This is a genomic window from Pedobacter sp. AJM, from assembly GCF_002197755.1.
Lineage (GTDB): Bacteria > Bacteroidota > Bacteroidia > Sphingobacteriales > Sphingobacteriaceae > Pedobacter.
On sequence record NZ_NHOT01000003.1, the window covers coordinates 1,060,012 to 1,083,725 of the forward strand.

Annotated in this window: 9 protein-coding genes; all 9 read right to left on the reverse strand. The window is 36.5% G+C overall.

Features of this window, described 5'->3' with window-relative positions; all coding sequences use genetic code 11:
* Positions 1 to 3 precede the first annotated feature (3 nt).
* On the reverse strand, positions 4 to 3,171 hold the full coding sequence (locus CBW18_RS10365; RefSeq protein WP_088301204.1) for a TonB-dependent receptor: 3,168 nt from the start codon (positions 3,169 to 3,171) through the stop codon (positions 4 to 6).
* A gap of 464 nt (positions 3,172 to 3,635) precedes the next feature.
* The gene (locus CBW18_RS10370; protein WP_216359219.1) at positions 3,636 to 5,153 is read right to left on the reverse strand and encodes a RagB/SusD family nutrient uptake outer membrane protein; all 1,518 of its coding nucleotides are present in this window, start codon (positions 5,151 to 5,153) and stop codon (positions 3,636 to 3,638) included.
* An 11-nt stretch (positions 5,154 to 5,164) separates the two neighbouring features.
* Entirely contained in the window at positions 5,165 to 8,368 is a 3,204-nt protein-coding gene (locus tag CBW18_RS10375; protein ID WP_088301205.1) for a SusC/RagA family TonB-linked outer membrane protein, read from the reverse strand.
* A gap of 250 nt (positions 8,369 to 8,618) precedes the next feature.
* Positions 8,619 to 10,100: a RagB/SusD family nutrient uptake outer membrane protein gene (locus CBW18_RS10380; RefSeq protein ID WP_088301206.1), complete on the reverse strand. Its 1,482-nt coding sequence runs from the start codon at positions 10,098 to 10,100 to the stop codon at positions 8,619 to 8,621.
* 14 nt (positions 10,101 to 10,114) lie between these two features.
* Positions 10,115 to 13,384 carry a SusC/RagA family TonB-linked outer membrane protein gene (locus CBW18_RS10385; protein WP_088301207.1) on the reverse strand — a complete coding sequence of 1,090 codons (3,270 nt, stop codon included), beginning with the start codon at positions 13,382 to 13,384 and terminating at the stop codon, positions 10,115 to 10,117.
* Between the two features lie 346 nt (positions 13,385 to 13,730).
* The gene (locus CBW18_RS10390; RefSeq protein ID WP_172406492.1) at positions 13,731 to 15,221 is read right to left on the reverse strand and encodes a SusD/RagB family nutrient-binding outer membrane lipoprotein; all 1,491 of its coding nucleotides are present in this window, start codon (positions 15,219 to 15,221) and stop codon (positions 13,731 to 13,733) included.
* Positions 15,222 to 15,237: 16 nt separating this feature from the next.
* Positions 15,238 to 18,393, reverse strand: a complete 3,156-nt coding sequence (locus CBW18_RS10395; protein ID WP_088301209.1) for a SusC/RagA family TonB-linked outer membrane protein — start codon at positions 18,391 to 18,393, stop codon at positions 15,238 to 15,240.
* Positions 18,394 to 18,945: 552 nt separating this feature from the next.
* Positions 18,946 to 20,379, reverse strand: coding sequence for a SusD/RagB family nutrient-binding outer membrane lipoprotein (locus tag CBW18_RS10400; RefSeq protein ID WP_088301210.1), 1,434 nt, complete (start codon positions 20,377 to 20,379; stop codon positions 18,946 to 18,948).
* A 12-nt stretch (positions 20,380 to 20,391) separates the two neighbouring features.
* A complete protein-coding gene (locus CBW18_RS10405; protein WP_088301211.1) occupies positions 20,392 to 23,628 on the reverse strand; it encodes a SusC/RagA family TonB-linked outer membrane protein in 3,237 nt (1,078 codons plus the stop codon).
* Between the last annotated feature and the right edge of the window lie 86 nt (positions 23,629 to 23,714).

Sequence of the window (23,714 nt, forward strand, 5' to 3'; positions counted from 1 at the left end):
TGATTATAAACCTAAACTAATGCCAAATGTAAATGATCTGCCTTGAGGGATGGAGTTACGCTCTACACCACTTGCTAAATTACTATTACCATTGGTCGAGATTTCCGGATCTACCCCGGTATAGTTCGTGATCAAAAATGCATTATTTACTGAAGCATAAACCCTCGCATTACTGATGCCTGATTTACCAAAAATGCTCTTAGGGATGCGATAACCGAAAGTTGCAGCCTGAAGGCGTAAAAAGTCGCCTTTTTCTACGTTGGCATCAATTGCGAAAGATGATCCATTTGAAACATTATCTCCATAAACTACTCTTGGAATATTAGTCTGCTGACCTGGAGTTGTCCAGGCATTTAACACTTCTGTTGAATTATTCCAAACACGCTGATCTAATAAACCAGCACGAGAGCCATTGTAAATATAATTACCGCCAGAAAATGTAAACATCAGGTTAAGATCAAAATTACCATAGTTAAACGTATTGTTGAAACCACCGTACCATTTAGGGAGTGTTCCGCCAATTACCTGTGCATCTCCTGCCGGTGATGGCGCTTGTGTGCCATCCAGATATGTCCATGCGTTTGCACCACCAAAGTGTTGATATTGAACCTCACGTCCTGCAGCATTAATAAAGATTCTTCTTCCATTTGCAGGATTTACACCGTTTGTTCTTACGGCATAAATACTACCAATTGATTCACCTACCCTTGTAACACTTGCAGATTCTAAACCGCCCGTAGTACCGATAATCTGTGATACGTTGGGATCTAAAGCTGTAACTTCATTTTTAATAGTTGTGAAGTTTAAATTGGCTGTCCATGAGAATTTATCTGTTTTAACAGGTGTACCGCCCAATGCAAATTCGAAGCCCTTATTATACATCGAGCCAACGTTCGCAAGAATAGTACCTTGCGGATCATTCGGGATACCTTTTGATAATGCCTGAGGAACATTTAACAATAAATTATTAATGTCTTTTTTGAAGTAATCTGCTTCGAAGGTTAACCTGTTATTAAATAAGGCAAGGTTTAAACCAAAATCTAACTGGTTACTAGTTTCCCACTTAAGCTCTTTATTACCAGCCTGTCCAAAGATCCATGCAAAAGGTGTAACGCCATATAAGCCTGGACTATAAGTAGTATACTCACTATAAGCCGGAACATTCGCATTACCTACGCGACCATAACTTGCCCTGATTCTTAGCGAATTTACCGTTTTAGCCAGTGATGAATTTTTGAAGAATTCTTCTTCGGAGATTGTCCAGCCAACTGACCCTCCACCAAAGTTACCCCACTTATTTTCTGAAGACAAGGCCGAATTACCATCTCTTCTAAAGTTACCGCTGATGTAGTATTTTCCTTTATAGTTATAACTTGCGCTAGCCAGGTATGCCTGAAAAGCAATTTCATTAATACCATTTCCGCCGGGTACATTTGTAGTATAAGTACCCTGAAATTGATTGAAGAAAGTTGGATCACCTAATCCCTGGCGAACAGCACCCCAGTTTACTGTTCTGGTATTTTGTACGTCGTTACCAACAGTTAAGTTTAAATTATGTACACCATCAAATGTTTTAACATATTGAAGGGTGTTAATCCAGTTCCAGTTATTTCTTCTGGCGGTATTATTATAAGCATAACCGTTATAAGAATATCCGTCGCCCTGAAGGGGATTCCAAAATTGAATATTTTCAGTATTGGCTCTTTCCCAAGAAAAATTAGATCTGAAATTTAAGCCTTCCAGAATTTTAAAATCGGCACCGAGATTGGTTAAAAACCTGTTATTCTCTGAGCTGTTTACATCCTTATCTACCAATACGGTAGGGTGTGCCCATGTACTGGTAATGAGGTTAGCTGCATTTCCGACATTATTGGCAGAAATATTATAACCACCATTAGCATTATAAACGGGAACGTTTGGTGCAATGGCGATGGCAATACGTCCTAATCCTGATGAATTAAAGGCTGCACCCGGAGCCGAACCACTGTTGGGTGCCCTGTTAATGCTGTTGTTATAATTCACATTCATGCTTAAACTTAACCAGTCTGTAGCTTTATGAGTGGCATTCAAACGAGCAGAGTATCTTTTAAATGTATTATTTTTAAGGAAACCGTCCTGATCTGATAATCCACCAGATAAATAATAGGTTGTTTTAGCTGTTCCTCCGCTTAAAGTAACATTATGGTTTTGTGATTGAGCGGTTCTATATACCTCATCGTACCATTTGGTATCAACAAGTGATCCATCTGCATTATAACTCGGGAAGAAACTCCTGTTACTGGCATCTCTTTGTGTAGCAGGCACTGCATTTGGATTTAAAACCAAAGCATTTGCAACTGCCGTATTTTTACTATCAATATATTGCTGCGCATTCAAAAGTTCTGGTAAACGAACGGCATTATTTACGCCATACCAGCCATCATAAGTAATTTTAGCATCACCGCTTTTTCCTTTTTTCGTGGTGATCACCAATACACCTGCTGCAGCCCTTGAACCATAAAGTGCTGTTGATGCCGCATCTTTCAAGATATCGATCGTTTCAATATCAGCAGGGTTGATATCACCAAGCGGATTGTTTGTTGCTGAGTTGGCAGATGCATCAGTTGTTGGAAATGGAATTCCATCAACAACCACTAAAGGAAATGAACTTAAAGAGATGGAGCTTACCCCACGTACCCTAATCACAGGTGGGTTGTTTAGCAAACCATTTGGCTGGATAATACTAACCCCTGCTGCCTGGCCTGTTAATCCTTGCACGAAACTCTGAACGGGTTTATCTTTTAAATCATCTCCCTTTACACTCGCTGCTGACCCGGTAAAATCTCTCTTTTTTGTAACACCATAACCGGTTACAACAACATCAGTTAGTGTTCTTGAATCGCTTACCAAAGTCACATTTAGTGTACTTCCAGATCCAGTGCTACGTGTTTGGCTTGTGTATCCAATATACGTAAATTCTAAGGTAGACGTACTGGCAGATACACGAATACTGTATTTACCATTTGCATCGGTAGTGGTTCCTCCAGATGCGCCTTTGATTTTTACACTTACACCAGGAAGTGGCATTCCGTCTTCCTTTCCTGTAACCGTACCAGTAATTGTTCTTTCTTGCGCCATTGCAGTACCTGCAACGAAAAGCAATATGAACAAACTTTGTAGAAGTTTTTTCATAAATTAGTTTAGTTTAGTTAATAAGAGCACAATATAAAATTTAACATCCTGTAAAGCAAATTTTACAAGCAAAAATCTTAAATGTATAATTTGACTAAAGAAAAGAAAACTACAATAAAAAAAATACAAAACAGATAAAATAAAGGGATATTACCCCATAAAAGATCAAAAAAATCTACCTCAACCCGTATATTTTTTATCAAAGATGATACAAATACATTAAAGCGGGATTAAAATATTCTTTAACAATAATATATCCAATCATTCCGGTGTTAACAGCTTAACATGGCAAGAAAAATTGTTTTTTATTATATAAATTTCTCGTATAAAAATAAAATTTTAGTTTTTTAGCACCTATTGTTAATGTCAATATCTATTTATTAGAAATGATAATCTTCCAAAAAAAAGAGGCTGTATCATTAATGAAATGATACAGCCTCTTAACGAGTTTGTGTAATTAGTGTTTACGGGTTTTGGCCGCCTGGCCCTATTGCAGGGTTTGCATCAATTTCTGATTGAGGAATAGCCCATTGCCACTCCGGCCCACCAGATGGTACAGACAATACACCAGATAATGCAATTGTATGATTACTACCTGTTCGATCCAAAGGAAGATTTTGGCGTTTGAGGTCAAAGAATCTAAAGCCTTCACCCCATAAATCTATCCTACGTTGTATTAGAATTTCATTTAATAAAGCCGTGCCCACATTTGTTGTTAACACATAATTAGGATTGCGATTTTTCGCAAATGTAAATAAAACATTCTGAGCTGAAGTAGTTTCACTAGCTGAACCAGCAATACCAAGACGAGCTCTTGCCTCTGCTTCAATTAAAAACATTTCACCAACACGCATGTTTACAACATCTCCAACACTTGTTGACCCTGCATTTCTAAACTTACCTTGCTTATAACTTGCTGTTGAATTGGAAACCACACCAGCTGGTTGATTATAAGCAATGAAATTAGTTGAATTTCCAGCTGGATCCCATAACAACTTACGAACATCAGACGCTGCAATTTGGTTGTATAGCATTGAGTTCATTCTTTTTGGAACTGTTCTGTTTGCAGTTGAATTAAAAGTACCCAAGTAAGCAAAGAAAGAATAAAAATATGTTGTTTGATCTTCTTGTTGCCTACTACCCCACATCCATTCTTGATTATCATAGTTATTAAATCCACTTAAATATTCAGCATTGGTCATCAAGGTAAGACCCGTTCTAGCCTCAAGTGCATTTTGAGCTGCTATGGCCCATCTTCCTTGCGTAAGGGCTACTCTAGCCTTGATACCTTTGGCTGTGTTAATGTTGAAGTGTGATTTGTTTGGTCTTGCCGTCGCACCTGAAAAAGTTGTGATAGCTAGATCAAGATCAGCATTAATTTGACCATAAACTGCTTCAACAGATGCTCTTGGCTTTCCAGGAGTACCATCCACTATTGATGAATTCATAATGGGTACACCTGCCTGGGTATTATTTCCTGCAGCATCATAACGTTTACCAAATACCTGAACTAATATGAAGTGTGCCCAGGCTCTATAGGTTAAAGCCTCTGCCATAATCATTTTTTTATCAGCCAAGCTTCCTTCTGCATTATCAATATTATCAATAATTAAATTAGCATTAGCGATAATACGATAATAGAAAGTATAGATAAATGAATTATTTGGATTAGCCGCACTTCTATGCGTTACCCATTTGTGAACACCAAAGGCAGTTGTACTAACTGTATTGACAATATCATCACCCATATAATCAATATTAAGGTTCACATTACCCTGACCACCTTCTTCCTGTCTTGAATACTGAATATATAAAGATCTGTTAATCCCATTTAAAGCCGCTAACGCATTAGCCGTGGTTGTAAAAACAGCATTTTTATCAACAGAGTCCGTAGGATTTGTCAATAGATAATCCTTTTTACATGCGCCCATAATTAGCGTTAAAGCTATTAATGGGAAAATAAGTTTATTAATGATTTTCATAATTTCGCTTTTTAAAATGATGCATTAAGCCCCAAACTCATGATACGTGTTGGAGTATAGTTATTTGTATTAACACCTGAAAAACTTTCTGATGGATCTAAACCTTTCCGTTTTGAAAGCATGAAAAGGTTTTCGCCAGATGCATATACATTAACTCGACTTAAACCTGCTTTTTTCACAAATGCTGTGGGAAGATTATAAGCTAGAATAGCAGACCTCATATTTAAATAAGAGGCATCAATTAAAAACCTTGAAGAAGTAGCATTATTAAAGGTAGATCTACCTATATCAAGTCTTGGAATAGATGCTGCATCTCCAATCTGTTGCCAAGAATTTAATGCATCAACATGCAATGATCCTCCATATCCTGCGTATGACATTAATGACTGATAAGTTGCATCATATGCTTTGCCCCCAACCTGATAATTCATAATAACGGATAGAGAGAATGCCTTATATGTGAAAGTATTCGTAAAGCTTCCAAAAAAGTCAGGAATTGAATTTCCTGAATACGCATATAGAGCATTATTAGGATTAATTGTAAAACTTTGTCCATTTATGGTTCTAGTATCTGCAGCGGATCCAGGATTTAGTGGATTAATTTGATATAAACCCGATCCATCTGTAGGATCTACACCAGCCCATTGGCGTAACCAATACTGGTATCTTGATTGACCTACAGCCAATTGCTTTGTTCCATCAATGATTGTAGGAGTTTCATCAGGCATTTTGGTGATCCTGTTTCGAATTAATGACCAGTTAATATTCAAATCCCATTTAAAGTCACGCGACTTTATGATATCACTGGCAAGGTTAACCTCAATACCTCTATTCCACATTTTACCGATGTTCTTTGCGAAAGTACCGGTTCCGTTTCCAATACCTAAGCCTGTTGATATAGGCAGTGGTACATTAAAAAGTAAATCTGATGACTGCTTGCTAAATACCTCAAAGCTACCATGTATTCTGTTTTTAAATAATCCGAATTCTAATGCAGCATCTATTTGAGTTTGGGTTTCCCAAGTAATATTTGGATTGGCTAAACTTTGAAGTAAGATTCCTGGTTCCGCAGCATTATTATAACCTAAGCTATATAGCGGTCTATCTAGGTTATAACTTCTTGTACCATTTGGATTCAATAAATCATCATTTCCCAATGATCCATAAGAAGATCTGAATTTCAAATAATTAATCCAGCTTGCATCTTTTAAAAAGTTTTCTTCACTAATTAACCAGCCTAAACTTGCAGAGTAAAAATTACCCCATTGTTGACCTGGTCCCCACTTAGAAGAACCATCGCGGCGATAAGATCCAGATAAGAAGTATTTAGATTTGTAATCATAATTCACTCTTGTAAAAACAGCTTCCTTCCTGTAATCCTGCAAGTATGATGTTAAATCCGTAGTGGTGGCAAAATTCACTAATTCTGTATTCCCATCAAGTATTTGGGTGTTACGGGCTCCGGTTAAATATTTATAAGAATAATCATAATTATTGTGTCCAACTAATGCAGTAATTGTATGATCCCCTAATTTTTTGTTATAATTTAACAACTGCTCAATTGTGTATGTCGTTGTTGTAGTTGCTGTATTTCTAGCCCTACCGCTTGGTGCACCATCACCAACAATTTTATTCTGATAATCCCCAAATGAATAATTATTTATGTCTACGCCAAGATTTTGCGTGAATTTAAAATCCTTTAAGAAAGTAATTTCACCATAAGTTCTGGCACTTAGTGCATTTCTTTTGATTAAAGTAGAATTTAACAATGTCTCTTGTAAGATATGCCTTCCCGCATACGCACCTGAGGGACGATTTGGAATCCCTAAAGTACCTTGTAAATTACCGGTATCATAGATTTTATTTCCATTAGCGTCTAATAAGTATTCACCAGTAGTTTGATTATGGGCATAAAGTGGATAAATTGGCCCTATATAACGCGAAAAATTAAACGGATTAACAATATTACCACTTCCATCTGCATCGGCCTGGTTCGATTTGCTAATATTCGCATTAATATTTAACCCAGTTTTAAACCATGAAAGTGGTTTAGTATTGATATTTACCCGACCATTGATTCTATTGAAATCAGACCTAATAATATATCCTTTTTCATTTAGATAGCCTAAGGAAGCATAATAATCAGATTTTTCTGTGGCACCACTATAGGACATTGAATAGTCCCCTCTTTGGCCGGTTCTCTCTAAAGGTTCTCTCCAGTTAAGATCGTCAGGATATAGCAAGGTAGCATTCGGATTTAATTTACCATCAATACCGACAATTTCGTTATTTGGAACATTAAAAGGATTATTTAATAATAGTCCTCTGATTCCGTTTGTTGCAGCCGTATTAGCAGCCGATAAAGTACTACCTGTTCCAGTTACTGGATAAACCAAGCTATTACGATAAGCCTGCCATGCTAAGGGATAATATTGATAAGCATCAACGGTTTCATATTCCGGAATACCTCTTGAAGTAAGGCCTTGTATTATTCTAAAATCTAATTGTTCTTTACCTTTTTTACCTTTTTTTGTTGTGATTAAGATTACACCATTACCTGCACTTGATCCATAAAGTGCGGATGATGCTGCATCTTTTAATAAGGAAATACTTTCAATATCATCTACACTGATATTACTGATGTTACCTGAATACTGAATACCATCAACAATATACAAGGGATCATTGGAAGCTGAAATCGATCCAAATCCACGAACACGAATAGTAGGGCCAGAACCTGGTTGCCCGTTACCGGCATTTACCTGAACACCTGGTGCTGCCCCTGCAAGTGCGCTATTTAAGTTAGTAACTGGTCTCTTAGCCATCTCCTCTGCGCCAACCGTAGATATTGACCCCGTGTTTTTACCTTTTGTAGTAGTGCCATATGCAGTAGTGATAACAACCTCTTGTAAGGATTTTGCATCCGTCTCAAGTCCGATTTTAATCGTATTTGAGGATGTAAGATTAACCGTTCTTGTTAAAAATCCGATAAATGAAAATTGAAGGCTTTTCGTAGCTGACGAAACCTTAATAATAAATTTACCATCATTTCCGGTTGTTGAAGTAACCTGTGAGCCTGCAGCCTTAATGCTAACCCCGGGAAGAGGGGATCCGTCTTCGGTTGAAGTTACTGTCCCATTAATTGTTCGGTCTTGAGCCATTGCATTAAATGCAAAAAACAGAAGCACGAACAAACTTTGTAAAAGTTTTTTCATGAATTTTAATTAGTTTGTTTGATTAATTGAATTAAATCGCAAAATATAATATATAAAAATATAATGCAATACTTTTTGAGCAATTAAAAGGATTTAGCCCATCATAAAGGTAGTATTTGACCCTTAAATGACATAAAAAACAATGGATTTGTATTATAATAAAGACTAAAAAATTAGTTATCATAGTTAATTCCATAAAAAAACACCAACTCTCTATTGAAAGTTGGTGTTTAAAAGAATATTCTAAATTCTATTTATTAAGATTCGGATTATTAATCACCTCCGCTTGTGGTATTGGAAATGTTAATTCGTCAGCATCATAGGTAAACGTATCTCCAGCAAAAAACAGATGATTTGTTCCTCTTGTAATAGAATGTTTATTACGTTTCATAGCTAAATAAACTTTTCCTTCTCCCCAAAGCTCGATTCTGGTTTGCTTATAAATTTCTTCTTTCAAATCATTTCCACTTAGTGCATCAACAAAGTTAGGGTTGGAAACGCGCTCTACTAAAAGTTTTTTAATTTCTTCTCTTGCCTGTGCATCTTGATTCATTCTGGCCTTTGCCTCTGCATTTAAAAGAATCATTTCTTCCACACGCATATATACATAATCGGTAATTACTGTTCTTTGTCCACCTTCAACTCTTGCAGGATCAAAGAATTTTCCAGTTGGTAAAAGACCTCCGTAATCTGCGTTATTATCAAACTGTCCTTTTCGGGCATCGGTAGCAGGAATAGAAGCATATAGTTTATCATCAATAAATTTAGGATCACCAGCCCATGCATAGCTATAGGTAAATATATCTATCTGGCCCCACCATGAAACTAAATCTAATTTACTTGAAACCTGAAGATCAGCACCCCACATCCAGTTTGCACTATTTGGCAAATTATTGAAGCCATCTGTTGTGACGTTTGCTTTAGGTAAAACAGTAAATTTAGGGATTACCTGGTCTGTCAAGGTCACCACTTGGGCCAAGTCAGCAGCAGTACCACGTGCAGCATAAACATATGCCAACAAACCTTTAGCAACATCAGCATTAATTTCACCTTTACTGCCTCTGCCATAATCAGCCAATAATGTAGTTGCATCTGTCAAATCTTTGATCATTTGGTCAAAAATTACGGCAGAGGTAACTAATGGCTGATTAGTTGTTTTAGCATCTGTATAAAGCGGAAGAATCTTTTCAGCCCCTGTTCCATAACCTTTAGGAGCGTAAAATTGTGTTAAATAAAAATATGCATAAGCTCTCATCGCTTTTGCCTGCCCCATACTATAGGCTAACGTTTTATTGGTAAATGTAGCATTATTACCCCCTAAAACGTCAATTAATGAATTAGCACCAAAAATAATTTGATAATAATAACGCCATGGAATGTAAGCCGCATTTTGAGTAAAATCCTTTGTGGCCTGATATCTGATCACGGTACTGTACCATCCATAGTTAAGCGAGCCCAGTGCCATATCAGAAGCTAACATATCTGAATAGATATCATAACCTTTTTGACCAAAATCATCATGACCAGTTGTACCACCTGTCCCGGTATTATACATGCTTGAATACAAGCCTCTTGTATAGGCATTTAATACTGCAGGGTCTCTTAATGCTTCTTCACTAATTTGCTCAGGAGAAACTTTTTCACTTGGCTTTTCATCCAGGTAACTTTTTTTACATCCACTTGCTAATACCAATAGAGCAAATGCGATATATATGTATTTAATATTTTTCATGTTGTAAGTTTATATTAAAGCTTAACTCTTAAACCAGCAGAAATTGTTGATAAAGGAGAATATCTGTAGGTATCACTACCTCCTGTTTCTGTACTGTTAGCTGGCTCCGCAGTCATAGGGTTCAATCCTGCACGGGCTGTACCTAAATATAGATTGTCTCCAGAAACCCAAACGCTTAAACCCGCCAGGCCTAATTTATCTGTGATCTTTTTAGTGAAATTGTAACCTAAACGTACATTATTTAACGAGAAATAATCTGCCTTTGTAATGAAACGAGATGACGCTGAATTCACATTTGCATCTTGATTGTTTGAAATTCTTGGAACAATACCATCACCTGGCTGACTTGGAGACTGCCATCTGTTTAAAATATCTTTGTGCCAGTTATTATTTGCAATTAATCCATTACCCATTAACCCAGCATATGCTCCATCATAAACATAACCGCCTAAACTATATAACATTTGAACACTCAAATCAAATCCTTTATATCCTGTAGTCAAATTAATTGCTCCTCTAACATCAGGAATAGCAGAACGACCATCGTATTGTTGAGTAGCGTTCTGATATGTTTTAGTAGTTGTTTTCTTTAACTGACCTGCTTTATCTGGATTAGCCGCTAAATAAGATGATAAAGAGCCGATATATTCACCTGCCTGGTTTTCTAATAGTCCGCCATCTGGTACACCATTATTGTTGGCATCCAGATAATAAGCTTCCCAGGTAGATTTACCATCTGCAGCATCTACTCCAGTATATTTACGTACATAAAAATCATAAATAGAATGACCAACTGACCAAGCATAGTTACCCTGAACATCAATTGGCTTTGCTAAACCAGTTGATGGATCAATTGGCATAGCTGTCATTTTATTAGAGAAAATTTCACCGTTGATACCTAAATCAAGATAAAAATCTTTCTTTTTAAAGATATGTCCAGTTAAATCAAATTCTACACCTTGGTTTCTTAATGAACCACCATTTACTTTAACAATAGCATATCCACTTGAAGGACCAATTCTTCTGTCGAAAATTAAATCATCTGTGTTTTTTAAATAATAATCAACGGAACCTGTTAAATAAGTACCCAGGTTAAATTCAATACCGGTTTGAAACATTTTTGAAGTTTCCCAAGTTAAATCAGGATTACCTACGAGATCAATAGAAAGCCCAGGCTGATCATTTACGTTGTCGATATTGAAAGTATTATATCCAGGATAATATCCAACACCACCTTGATCACCTATTAAACCATAACTGGCTTTTAATTTTAGCGAACTAAAGATGTTTTGTGATTTCATGAATTCTTCACTAGATACCAACCATCCTGCACCAACAGATCCGAATGTACCCCATCTATCGGTTTTAAATCTTGAAGATCCATCTCTTCTTAAACTACCTGATAAGAAATATTTCTTTTGATAATCGTAATTGATCTGACCAAAATAACTTTCCAATTTGTATTGCTCGCTATAAGAGTTGCTCGGGTTACTTACTGCACCATTATTTAAATCTTCAGAATCGTTTAAAACAAGATTATATCTAGATGCCTGTAAAGTTTTTAATTTCCAATCTGTAACTTCATGAGCAGCTAATGCTTCGAAACTATTATCGCCAAATGTTTTCTTATATCTTAATAAATTTAAAAGATTATAAGACATTAAGCTTGTATTTTCTAAATAAATAGCACCGCCTTGAGAAGCAGCAGATCCATAATATTTATTATTTCTGTTTACATTTTCATTATTATAATATTGTAAACCAAAAGTATTTTCAAAAGTTAAACCCGGAACAATTTTAGCCGTTAACGACACATTTCCGTTTAATTCATTTCTGTCATCCCGCTGAGTATCATATTGAGTATCTGCGATTGCATTTGTTAATGAACCAAATCTTCTACCCGCATTACCATAATCATATTGGTTTCCGCCAAAAATAGGATCCTGAACAATTGCTCCGGAAGCATTTCTCAAAAATAATGGGTAAATAGGAGGAATGTTATCTACAAACCAGAAAATACTTCCTGAATCTGAGGTTTGACCACCAAAATTTCGTTTAGAATTGGTATAACCTAAGTTCATACCACCAATCAACCAAGGTTTAACTTCATGTGTTATATTTAACCTTGCATTTAAGCGTTTGTAATTAGATTTAATTGAGTATCCTTTATCATCTAAATAGCCTAAAGAGGTAAAGTAACTTGTTTTTTCTGAACTACCGCCAATTCTAACATTTACCTCTTTACGTGCTGAATTTTGAAACGCATAATCTTCCCAGTTTTCAGGATCAAATTTTCTGGTTACGCCAGATCTTACCTGTCTGGTAGCAGGGTCAATTAGATTTGCACCAGTAGAATTCCAAATGTTTGATGCAGCAGGTAAACCTCCAGCTGTTGGACCAAAAATTCTGTTGTTGGCATATGTTATAGCAGCAGCATCATTTAATGGCGTTGCTAAACCTCTGCCTTGGTTATATAAACCTTCCCATGCTAAACCTATAAATTCTTCAGGAGACTTGATAACATCATAACGAGGCAACAATGCCATATTTGTTCCAAAATTCATGTCACCTTCAATAAAAGAATTTTTTCCTTTTCCTGATCTTGTAGTAATTAAAATTACCCCGTTTGAACCCCTTGAGCCATAAATAGCCGTTGCAGCAGCATCTTTTAATACAGTAGTTGATTCAATATCATTGATATTAACTGAATTTAAGCTTCCATAAAATGGAACACCATCAACAACATATAATGGATCTCGGTTACCCGACACTGAACCAATACCTCTGATACGTACTTTAGATTCTGTACCTGGCTGGCCACTTTGAGTAATTACACGTACACCAGAAACCTCACCTGCTAATGCCTGGGATAAATTTGACACCCTTTTATTTCCCAGTTGTTCTGCACTGATTGTTTTTGCCGAACCTGTAAAGGCTTGCTTTGTAGTTGTACCATAACCAACAACAACAACATCTGTTAATGTTTTTGAATCGGCTACTAAAACAACATTTAAAGTAGCGTTGGCTGAAATAGTCTGCTCTTTGGTAACATATCCAATGTAGCTGAATTCTAAAGCCGTAGATCCGGATGGAACACTTACCGAATATTTACCATTTGAATCCGTTACTGCACCTGCTGAGGCGCCTTTAACTTTTACAGTTACACCAGGAATAGGTAATTTGTCATCCTGTGAAGTCACTGTACCAGTAATTGTTCTATCCTGAGCTATCGCGGTAAATGCAACAAACATGAGGATAAACAAACTTTGTAGAAGTTTTTTCATGAAATTTAAGTTATAGGTATATAATTTTTAGGACCGCAAAGCTAATATTGTTGGAATAGTATTTAACATTATTTAACAACTGAGCAGAATAAATTACGTTTATCTGACAAAACTTACTTAAATTATGGATAGCTGATCTAATAGATTTTGATAAAACCTCAAATGGCTAATATTTTAAATAGATCGTAGTGTGGATGATGAGGCCATGCGGAATTAGCATTTCACTACTATATTACAAAGCAAACATCACTCTTTCTAAAACTTAATAGCACTAATCATTATCGGTTTCAGCAAAAAAAAAGAGTGGCTGTTTCTGCCACTCTTCAATATATAAGTATTATTTATGCTAAGATCTATCCCACCATAAACGGGTGCTTAAAGCATCAGGACCCTGTGCTGCTACAGCAGCATCATAGTTAACTTTATTCAGATCGCTTTCGGTTTTAGGATAAGCTTGTCTTCTAGGAATCTTTTTATCTGCATTAGCAGCATCACGAGCAGGTACCAACACTGGGTACCCCGTCCTTCTCCACTCTGCCCATGCTTCATATCCATTATTCATATAAAAATTAAGCCATTTTTGTGTCTGAATTTTTTCTAATTTCTGATCATGTGTTTGACCTGCAGTAAGCAAAACGTTTGGCATTGCCTCATATGCTGTTTTCTGAGCAGTAGTAATTGATACAATCGGATTGGTTGAAACAGCAGACCATTGATCCATGGAAGCTTCAATTCCTTTATTATACCAGCTAATCATTTCAGCATCACTACCAGCGACCCACCCTTCTAAAACAGCTTCAGACATAGTGAAACACATTTGCGCATAGGTAGTTAATTGAAGCGGAAAGTTTTGCGCATAAATAGCTCTTCCTAATAAAGCACCATCTACACCTGCGCTATATTGATCGGTAACGCCATATGGGATACCTTTATAAACAGCAGGAGAACCTACTGTTCTAGAAAAAACAGGCAACCGCGGGTCAGCATTTGGCTTCATATTATTATCTACTACAGTTTGTGAAACACCATAATCAGTACGGCCATTTCTAACATAATTGGTATACCAAGGACTTTCGTAAGTAGCATTTGACTGATAATTGAAAATAGCATTATCCGCATTTGATGCCATCAAACCTGCAGTTACAGCTTCCGAAAACGCCGCTTTAGCTACTGCAACATCTTCTGTTTTCATCATTCTCAATGCGACAATTGCCCTTAACGAGTTTGCCCACTTTTTCCATTTGGTAATATCTCCACCAAACAATGGGTCGTTAGGTTGAGCAGTAACAAGTTGCAGTGGAGCTTCTTTAAGCTCTTTCAATAAATCATTATAGATAAATTTCTGAGTATCAAACTTGGGTTGAGAGTTCGTTTCACCTAGGCCTGCTTCCCTATATGGAACATTTCCCCATCTATCTGTGATCTGAAGCATAACAAATGCCTTTAGAATCCTCGCAAATCCAATTTGATTTTCATTGGAGCCATTGTCTAAAACTTCTTTTAAAGACTTAGTAGCAGGATCGGTATTAAGTTTAATGATCCGCTGTAAATCTTGTACCGGACCGGCATATATTCCATCATAAGAATATTGAATCTGCTGATATCTAGATTCATTGGTATATATAAACTCAGCCATATGCTGAACATATAATAAACCTGCTGCTCCATTAGGAATCCCTCTAGTACCAATTACTGCACTAGAGAACAGGTACTTAGTATTAGCTGATAGGGGAACATTGGGGTTGCTATTTAGATCGCCGAAATCTTTTTTACAAGCCGTTAAAAGGCTCACAGAAACGGCCATCATTAATACATATATTTTAAACTGATTTTTCATTCTCTTATCCTTTATATTATAATGAAAATTTAACATTAAAACCAACAGTTCTGGTTCCAGGAAGCTGTGCAGTATCAATCCAAGATGATTGTAATTCTGTTGGATCAATACCTTTTACTTTACTATAGATTAACCATAAGTTTTGTCCGATTACCGAAAAGTCGATTCTCTGAAATGGTAATTTTTTATACATAGTTTTAGGAAGACTATAGGTTAATGAAACTTCTCTTAGCTTCACATAAGAAGCATCATAAATCCAGTTTTCAAAAACATTTTGCAATCTCGTCTCATAAAGCTCTCTTGTATCAACATATACAGTATTAGGTAGGCCAGTGGTTGCATTAACGCCTTCTAACCTGATACCGCCGCCATTAGCCGGGTCATTTCTCACAGGATTACCTTTATCATTAAGTCCAATTGTTTCTTCAGACAAACCTGATCCTGCAGTAATCATTTTGGTAAGAGAAAGTAGTCTACCTCCTTTTTGGAAATCCAATGATCCACCTAAAGTAAATTGTTTGTAAGTAAATGAAGTAGCAAAACCACCAGTAAATTTAGGAAGGATACTACCTAATGGCATGTTATCTTGTAAAACATAAAAACCATCATCATCAATTAATTTATTACCATTAGCATCTTTGACAATTCCCTGCCCAGTGATAAAACCTGAAGCTTGACCAACTTGTGCGTTTAATGATGCAGTTGGAGAGCCTACAAACCCAAAAGATCCGGCTGATCCATCGATTCCACCCAAAATATTATCAACCCCTGGTGCTAATGAGATTACCTTATTTTTATTTATACCAATATTAAAATCAGCATTCCAGGTAAAATCTCTACTTCTGATTGGAGTACCACCTAGCGTCACTTCGTATCCATAGTTTTTAATATTACCTGCATTGATTGTTCGCTGGGTAAAGCCCGAAGAACCAGGTGTAGTAACATTAATGATCTGATCTTTAGTCTGTCTGCTATAAAAGTTAAAATCAGCCCTTAAACGATCTTTAAAGAATCTCAGTTCCGTACCAATCTCATAAGCTGTAGATAATGCTGGTTTAAGGTTAGCATTAGGAATAATATTAGAAACAGTTTGAGATGGATATACCGTACTGCCTTTTGTATAATTTGTTGTAGCTAAAGGGAAAGTCGGATCAATTGAATAAGGGACAACATCAGTACCTACGCGGGCAACTGAAGCGCGTAATTTACCAAATGATAGGGCTTTAAAATCTTTAGTAAATTCTGAGAAAATAAATGATCCGGAAGCACCACCATACCAATAAGAGTTATTTGCTGTTGGTAATGTTGACGTCACGTCATTACGTATATTCAAATCCAAGAATAAATAATTTTTATATCCTAAGTTAGTATAAGCATATAAACTGTTTACTTTCCTTCTTGTAAATGAATTAGTAGCTGTTTTTTCGTTAAGTGAATTTGATACATTATAAACGTTTGGCACAATGAATCCACCATTAGTATTGCCGGCAACATTATTATTATCCTGAGTCATTAATTCACCATATAAAGCGGCATCTAATGAGAAAGAACCAAATTCTTTAGTATAAGCCAGATTCCCTAAATAGTTGGTTTCAGAGAATTTTGTTGATGCGCTATTAAAGGCTGGTGTATTTAGTGTGAATGAAGCCGTTCTGCCATCAGAATTTACATTTGTGACGTTGGTTCTTGCAATTACTGAAGCCTTTAAGCCTGAGCCGATATCATAAGTTGCACTAGCACTTCCATAAATTCTTTGAATAAAACTTTCAGATAAATTCTTATATGCCTCTACATAAGGGTTATCCCAGAATTTTGGGGTTAAATTATCAGGACCGGTGATGTTCCAAGTGGTAAAGGTACCATCCGGACGTTCATACCGTTTTAATTTTTCCATTTCAATGTCTCTATGAAACCATTGGTTAAATGAACCTGCAGTTTGAGTACCATAGCCTTCTCTTGGAATATTAAATCTTTTCTCGTAAACGTAGTTGAAATTACCATTAACAGATAATCGATCACTCAAATTGGTAGTATTATTAAACGTTACCCAATTTTTTTGTTGCTTCGTATTAGGAGAAACGCCACTTCTTGTTAAATTTGTAAAAGAGAAACGTGTTGTAGATGTTTCAGTTGCTTTAGACAAAGCTACTGATGTGTTATTTGCAATGCCCGTTTCGTAGAAGTTTTTAACATTATCTGGTTGAGCAACCCATGGCTTGGTTTTTCCAAATTCAGGATCAGTAGGGTCAAATGCATACCAAGGAGCATAAGGTTGGCCATCAAATTTTGGCCCCCAGCTTTCATCAATTGAAAAATCGTAATATCTGGCACCATTTAATACAGAATTGGCGCTACCTGCCGGAGCAGTATAAGTAAGCCAGGTTTGTCCATTACCCCCACCATATTCATTTTGATATTTTGGTAATATATAGACATTTTCAAAAGTTGTAGAATGATTAACATCCACTCCAATCCCTGATTTTTTTGATGCTTTCTTTGTTGTAATAACTACAGCACCTTCTGAACCACGCTGACCATAAAGCGCTGTTGCGCCAGGACCTTTTAAAACATTTAAAGTTTCAACATCATCTGGATTTACACCATCAGGGCTTGTAATTACGCCATCAACAACATAAATAGGGTTTCCACCTCCTAATGAATTTATCCCGCGGATACGGATGGTAGATGTGCCAAATTTAGCACCAGAACCCCCACTTATTTGAGTACCTGCAATCTTACCAGCTATAGCGGTATTGATATCGGCAATTTTTGTTGGACTAATTTTTTCTGCAGTTATCTGTTGTTGTGCGGTACCTATCGATCTTTCAGATCTTTTTATACCTAATGCAGAAGTAACCGTAACCTCACTCAAGGTCGTTGCATCCGGAGTTAGAGCAACGTTGATAGAATTTGAAGAAATAGAAACAGTTTGGGCTACATAGCCTAAATAAGTAAAGGTTAAACCAGTTGCCTGGGCGGAAACTCTAATAGAATATTTTCCGTCTGCACCTGTAACAGTTCCACCCTGCGTTCCTTTTACTTTAACACTTACTCCCGGAAGGGGATTATTGTCATCCGAAGCAGTAACTGTACCAGTAATTGTTCTGTCTTGTGCCATTGCGCCAAAAGCAACGAACATAAGAATGAACAAACTTTGTAGAAGTTTTTTCATAATTTAATAATAGGTTAGTTAATGATTAATGATTCTCCTAATTTAAGTTTTGAAATTCATGGAAGAAAGTTTTTTTTAACATTTTTTAACACCATTTTAATACTAAATCATAACAAACTGAAAAACAGTGTTTTAAATTATAAAATCAGATGATCATAAGCACTCTTTTTATGTGTAATCAATAAATAACAGGTAAAAAAGCTTTAGAAATATGATGACATTTTTAAAAATTGACTCATAAATAAGTCATTAACACAGCATTAATTGTATAAAATATTTTTTTTCTATTGTTTAATTCTCTTTAATCCTGAATATCATTCACACTTTAACCAAAAACAATGAAATACCTCAGACTATTATCATAAAGAGTATAAGTAATGAATTATCCCTTATTTTCCAGAATTTAAGCGAAAAAACATATTAAAATCAATTTGCCTGAACGTTACTATTAGATACCATAGAAAATCAGATTGAAATTATTCATTGTCTTGAGTACATAAAAAAGGCGGGTACTTTTTGAGCACCCGCCTTTATATATTTAAAATGAACCGATTAAAATTTATCCCAGAATAATTTGGTTGTTACATTATCACCACCAATTTTCGCCGCCGCAGCTGCTCTATTAATATCATTTACATTTTGCTCTTTTACAGGATAGGTAAACCTCACCGGAAAATCAGTTAATGCATCGGTTGCTGGTTCCAGTTGTGGAAAATCTAACCTTCTCTGTTCCACCCAGGCATCTATACCCCGGTTATACAAAGCGATCCATTTCTGTGTGCCAATCTTTTGCTTCCAGGTTCCTGTTGCAGTAGCATAGGCCACAGCAGGTTGAGCTAAATAAGTTGCAGCACTGGCCTGAGTTCCTCCCCAATCTAAAATTGATGCTGTAACAGCGTTAGCATAAAATGTTGCAGCCGTTCCGCTTACACTATAACCTCTTTCTACGGCTTCAGCCAATAAAAACTGAACTTCAGCAACATCAATTAATGCCCCTGGAAAATCAGGTTTGGTAATGTTAACAGCAGGTGCCGAAAAATTTGCATAAGGACTACTCTCTCCAGGATTTCCACCTGAATACACGCCATTTGCATCTAAAGTAAAAAAGAAAGGTCTTCTTGGGTCAGCCAGATTATTCATTTCAGTAGTTAGCGTATTGTTTGCCACAAAGTCTAAACGGCCACTTTGCACTAAATCAACCCAAATCGGATTCGTGTTGGGTGTAATCGTAGTGTAAGGATACCGTGCATTATCGGTGTTGCCGGTTGTAAAAGTAAACACGCCGGAAGCTACTGCACTTTCAGCAGCAGCTTTAGCCGTAACATTGTCAGCATCTGCTATGGTTAGGGCAATTTTTAATTTCAGGGAATTTGCCATTTTTTTCCAGTTTTGTGCATTTCCTGCATAAATGGCATCAGCAGCACCTAAAGATGTAGACGACATATCAAGTGCCGTAATATCTCCATCCAGTCGCCTCAACAGATCTTTGAAAGAGGTAAGCCCATCATCGTATTTTGGAAATGTATTATCAATTTTTAATGCATCCGTATACGGAACATCACCAAATGTGGTCAAGAGGTAGTACCAGGTATAAACTTCCATGATATCTGTGATGGCCAGTTGATTTTTAAGGTCTACTGCAGATTTTCCTTCTGTAGCAGCCACTGTTCTGGATTCGCTGAAATTTTTTAATACATCTCTGTAAAATGCATTCCATAAATTATCAGGTATTGTTCTGGTTTGTAAATCATATTGACTTTCGTCTATATATGTGGTTTCCTGCCATTGCTGTTCAATTAACCTGAATATGTTTAAATTCACATTAGATGAGGTTACGGTATTAACCAATCTGCGCTGGGCATTTGTAAATAGAGAAGCAGAAGATACAGTTAATGGTCGTTTCGGATCTATATTTACACTAGTTACATCCTTTTTGCAGGCTCCAATCAGCAACACAGCAACAAAGGCTAAAAATATCTTTTTCATAATTGTTCTTCGTTAAAATCTAACTTTTAAATTGAAGGCAAAACTCCTCACACTTGGATAAGATCCTACCTGGTACCCTTGAACGTTACCAAAGCTTAATCCATCTTCCGGATCAGCATTTGGCAGGTTTTTATGAATAATCCACAGGTTTCTTCCAATTAAAGAGAGATCAACGCCTTTAACCGGACCGAATTTACTCACCAAAGTTTTAGGTAATGAATAGCCCAAAACGACCTCTCTTAGTTTGATAAAACTGGCATCATACACAAAAGCTGCAGCTGGCAAACGCCTGTAACCGTATGAACCATATTCTGCATTGGTAACCCTTGTGGTGTTAGGTGTTCCATCCGCTTTAACACCTGGATTAATAATACCACCACCTTGGCTAATTTCATTACGAGATGGGTTACCAAGATCATTCAAACCTGCTGTTTCTACATAACCACCTGTTGCCAATCCATAATATTGATCAAGTGAGAACACACTACCACCATGTCTCATATCAATCAGGAAGCTTAAATTGAAATCTTTATAACGGAAACTATTGTTGATCCCACCAATCCATTTAGGATTCATATTTCCAATCACTTCATTAGAAGTTTCAGACTGCGCATATCTGCCATTTGCTAATACAACCTTTTCTCCGTTAAGATAGACAAAGTTTTTACCTCTTATGGTTCCATAAGGTTGATCAAGTGTAGCATTAACACTTACACCACCCTGAAAACTTTGAATTAACAAGTTCTGCGCTTCGTTGCCTGTGGCATCCTTAAATAATTCAGTAACCTTATTGCTGTTCTTGGTCCAGTTTACATTAATCTTCCATTCAAAGTCGCTTGTTTTAAATGGTGTTCCATTTAATGATAATTCTACACCTTGATTAATTACACTTCCAGAGTTTAAATATTGCGAATTATATCCTGTTGAGGTAGAGAGACTAACAGGAATGATCTGATTTACTGTTTTCGTATTATAATAGGTAAAGTCAATACCAACTCTGTTATTTAAAAATGAAGCCTCTAATCCAACCTCCTTACTTTTTGTTTTTTCAGGTTTCAGGTTTGGATTATTTTTAGTGGTAGGCACGCCGGTTTGTGCACGTCCGTTAATTGGTGTAATCAGCGAATAGGTATCCAATAAGCTATAAACTGGTGCATCAGATCCAACTTCTGCATAATTGGCCCGTAGCTTTCCGTATGATAACCATTTATAATCTTTCAGCATTTCTGAAAACGTGTAGCCCAATGAAACTGAAGGGTAATAATATGCATTGTTTGCTTTTGGCAATGTAGAAGAAACATCTCTTCTGATTGTCGCATCCACCGTCAACATATTTTTATACGTGAAAGATGCTCCTCCAAATAAACCATGAACTTCCCTATTTTGATCCAACTCTACCGGAGCTTCGATAGGGTTAGATGAATTACTTAGAGAATAAATGCCCGGAATACCTAAACCTCCATTAGTTATGGCATAGGTAGATTGTGTTCTTTGCTTTCTGATGTTCAATCCTAATAAGCCTTTAAAATTTAAATCTTTAGAAATATCTTTATCAAAATTGGCTAAGAAATCAACATTACTTTCTTTATAATCTTCCAGATATTTAGAATAAAAAGGTACATCCAAACTTCCTATGGCTTGTCTTTCTTCCTGTATCTGATTATAAGTATCCATTGAATACCGGCCTAATAAGTTTAACCAGCTTGTTACTTTATAATTTAAGTTAACATTTCCTAAATAGCGGTTACGGGTATCAGTTTCGTAATTCTCATATCGGGCAAAATATGGGTTATCCCAATATATCGGCTTAGAACCTGTTAAGTCAGACCAATTCCAGGTTATATTTTTACCGGTTCTTTGGTAAGCCTGCTCCAATTCTTTAACATCTACGTTGGTTTGCCACCATTGCCTGAAGTTAGTGGCAGGATTATAAACACCATTTCCGTTATAACCCGTTCCATATCTTCCTTTACCATCAACATTAAAGTAATTTACATCAGCTCCTGCTGTTAATTTATCGGTAATGTTATAAGTTGCGCCAAAGTTGAATACATTTTTTTGAATTCTTGAATTTGGAAGTATCCCATTCTGATCATCTCTGTTAAAACCAAGTTTAATACTACCCTTATCGTAGCTATTGGTTAACATAATACTTTGGTTGTTCGAAACTGGTCTTTCAAAAAAAGTAGTTGGATCATTGGCCGCAGCTACCCATGGTCTAGCTTTTCTATAATTTGGAGAAGATGGATCGAAGGCGTCCCATTGGTATACCAATAAATTTGGATCAAATTTACCTCCATAAGAAGCGTCTTCGGTTAACGGTGCAACCAGATCAGGGGTTCCATCGCCGTTAATGTCTGAAGAGTTGAAGTAGGCGTCTCCATTTGGACCATAATAGGGGCCATACCCACCTCCATATTGTTTTTGATATTTCGGAAAGGTTGTTTTATCAATTACAGAATAATTCACGCCTGCATTCACTGTGATGTTCAGGCCTGATTTTCCTTTTTTAGTTGTAATTAAAATTACCCCGTTGCTACCTCTTGAACCATAAAGTGCAGATGCAGCAGCACCTTTCAGTACAGTAATATTTTCTACATCATCAGGGTTGATGTCTGATGCCGGATTACCATAATCATAACCACCACCTCCACTTGCCTGACCGGCAGTGTTCATATTATTATTGGCTACCGGAACACCATCGATTACGAAAAGGGCCTGGTTGTTCCCAGTAATGGATTTTACACCACGTACAACAATATTCGTAGAGCCACCCATTGTATTATTTTGACGAATTTCCAATCCGGATACTTTCCCCGACAAACTACTTCCGATATTCGGAGACCTGTTTTCACTTACAGAAGCTCCATCCAGTGTTTGGGCTGCATAAGCAACTTCATTTCTTTTACGCTGAATTCCTAAAGCAGTAACTACCACTTCTCCTAAAATTTTAGAATCAGGTGATAATACAACATTGATAACATCTGCACTTCCGATGGGCTTAGGCTGTGAGGCAAAGCCAATGGAAGAAAATTCTAATGTTTTTGCATCTGATGTGACCTTGATGGCATATTTACCATTTGCATCAGTAGAGGTACCCCCTGTGGCACCGAGAATTTTTACGCTTACGCCAGGGATTGGCAGCTTATCTTCGGATGAAGTAACTGTTCCTGTGATTGTTCTGTCCTGAGCCATTGCATTCGCAGCAATGAACATCAAAAAGAACAAACTTTTTAAAAGTTTTTTCATAGTTAAGTAGAATATGTTAGTTAATGACGGCCTAATTTAGGTTTTGCAACCAATTTTCAAGGCAATTTTTTAACAATTTTTAACAA

What these genes read in the sequence shown, in the direction of transcription:
- CBW18_RS10375 (WP_088301205.1), bottom strand. Translation starts at nt 8,368, where the DNA reads ATGAAAAAACTTTTACAAAGTTTGTTCGTGCTTCTGTTTTTTGCATTT.
- CBW18_RS10365 (WP_088301204.1), bottom strand. Translation starts at nt 3,171, where the DNA reads ATGAAAAAACTTCTACAAAGTTTGTTCATATTGCTTTTCGTTGCAGGT.
- CBW18_RS10395 (WP_088301209.1), bottom strand. Translation starts at nt 18,393, where the DNA reads ATGAAAAAACTTCTACAAAGTTTGTTCATTCTTATGTTCGTTGCTTTT.
- CBW18_RS10380 (WP_088301206.1), bottom strand. Translation starts at nt 10,100, where the DNA reads ATGAAAAATATTAAATACATATATATCGCATTTGCTCTATTGGTATTA.
- CBW18_RS10400 (WP_088301210.1), bottom strand. Translation starts at nt 20,379, where the DNA reads ATGAAAAAGATATTTTTAGCCTTTGTTGCTGTGTTGCTGATTGGAGCC.
- CBW18_RS10385 (WP_088301207.1), bottom strand. Translation starts at nt 13,384, where the DNA reads ATGAAAAAACTTCTACAAAGTTTGTTTATCCTCATGTTTGTTGCATTT.
- CBW18_RS10370 (WP_216359219.1), bottom strand. Translation starts at nt 5,153, where the DNA reads ATGAAAATCATTAATAAACTTATTTTCCCATTAATAGCTTTAACGCTA.
- CBW18_RS10405 (WP_088301211.1), bottom strand. Translation starts at nt 23,628, where the DNA reads ATGAAAAAACTTTTAAAAAGTTTGTTCTTTTTGATGTTCATTGCTGCG.
- CBW18_RS10390 (WP_172406492.1), bottom strand. Translation starts at nt 15,221, where the DNA reads ATGAAAAATCAGTTTAAAATATATGTATTAATGATGGCCGTTTCTGTG.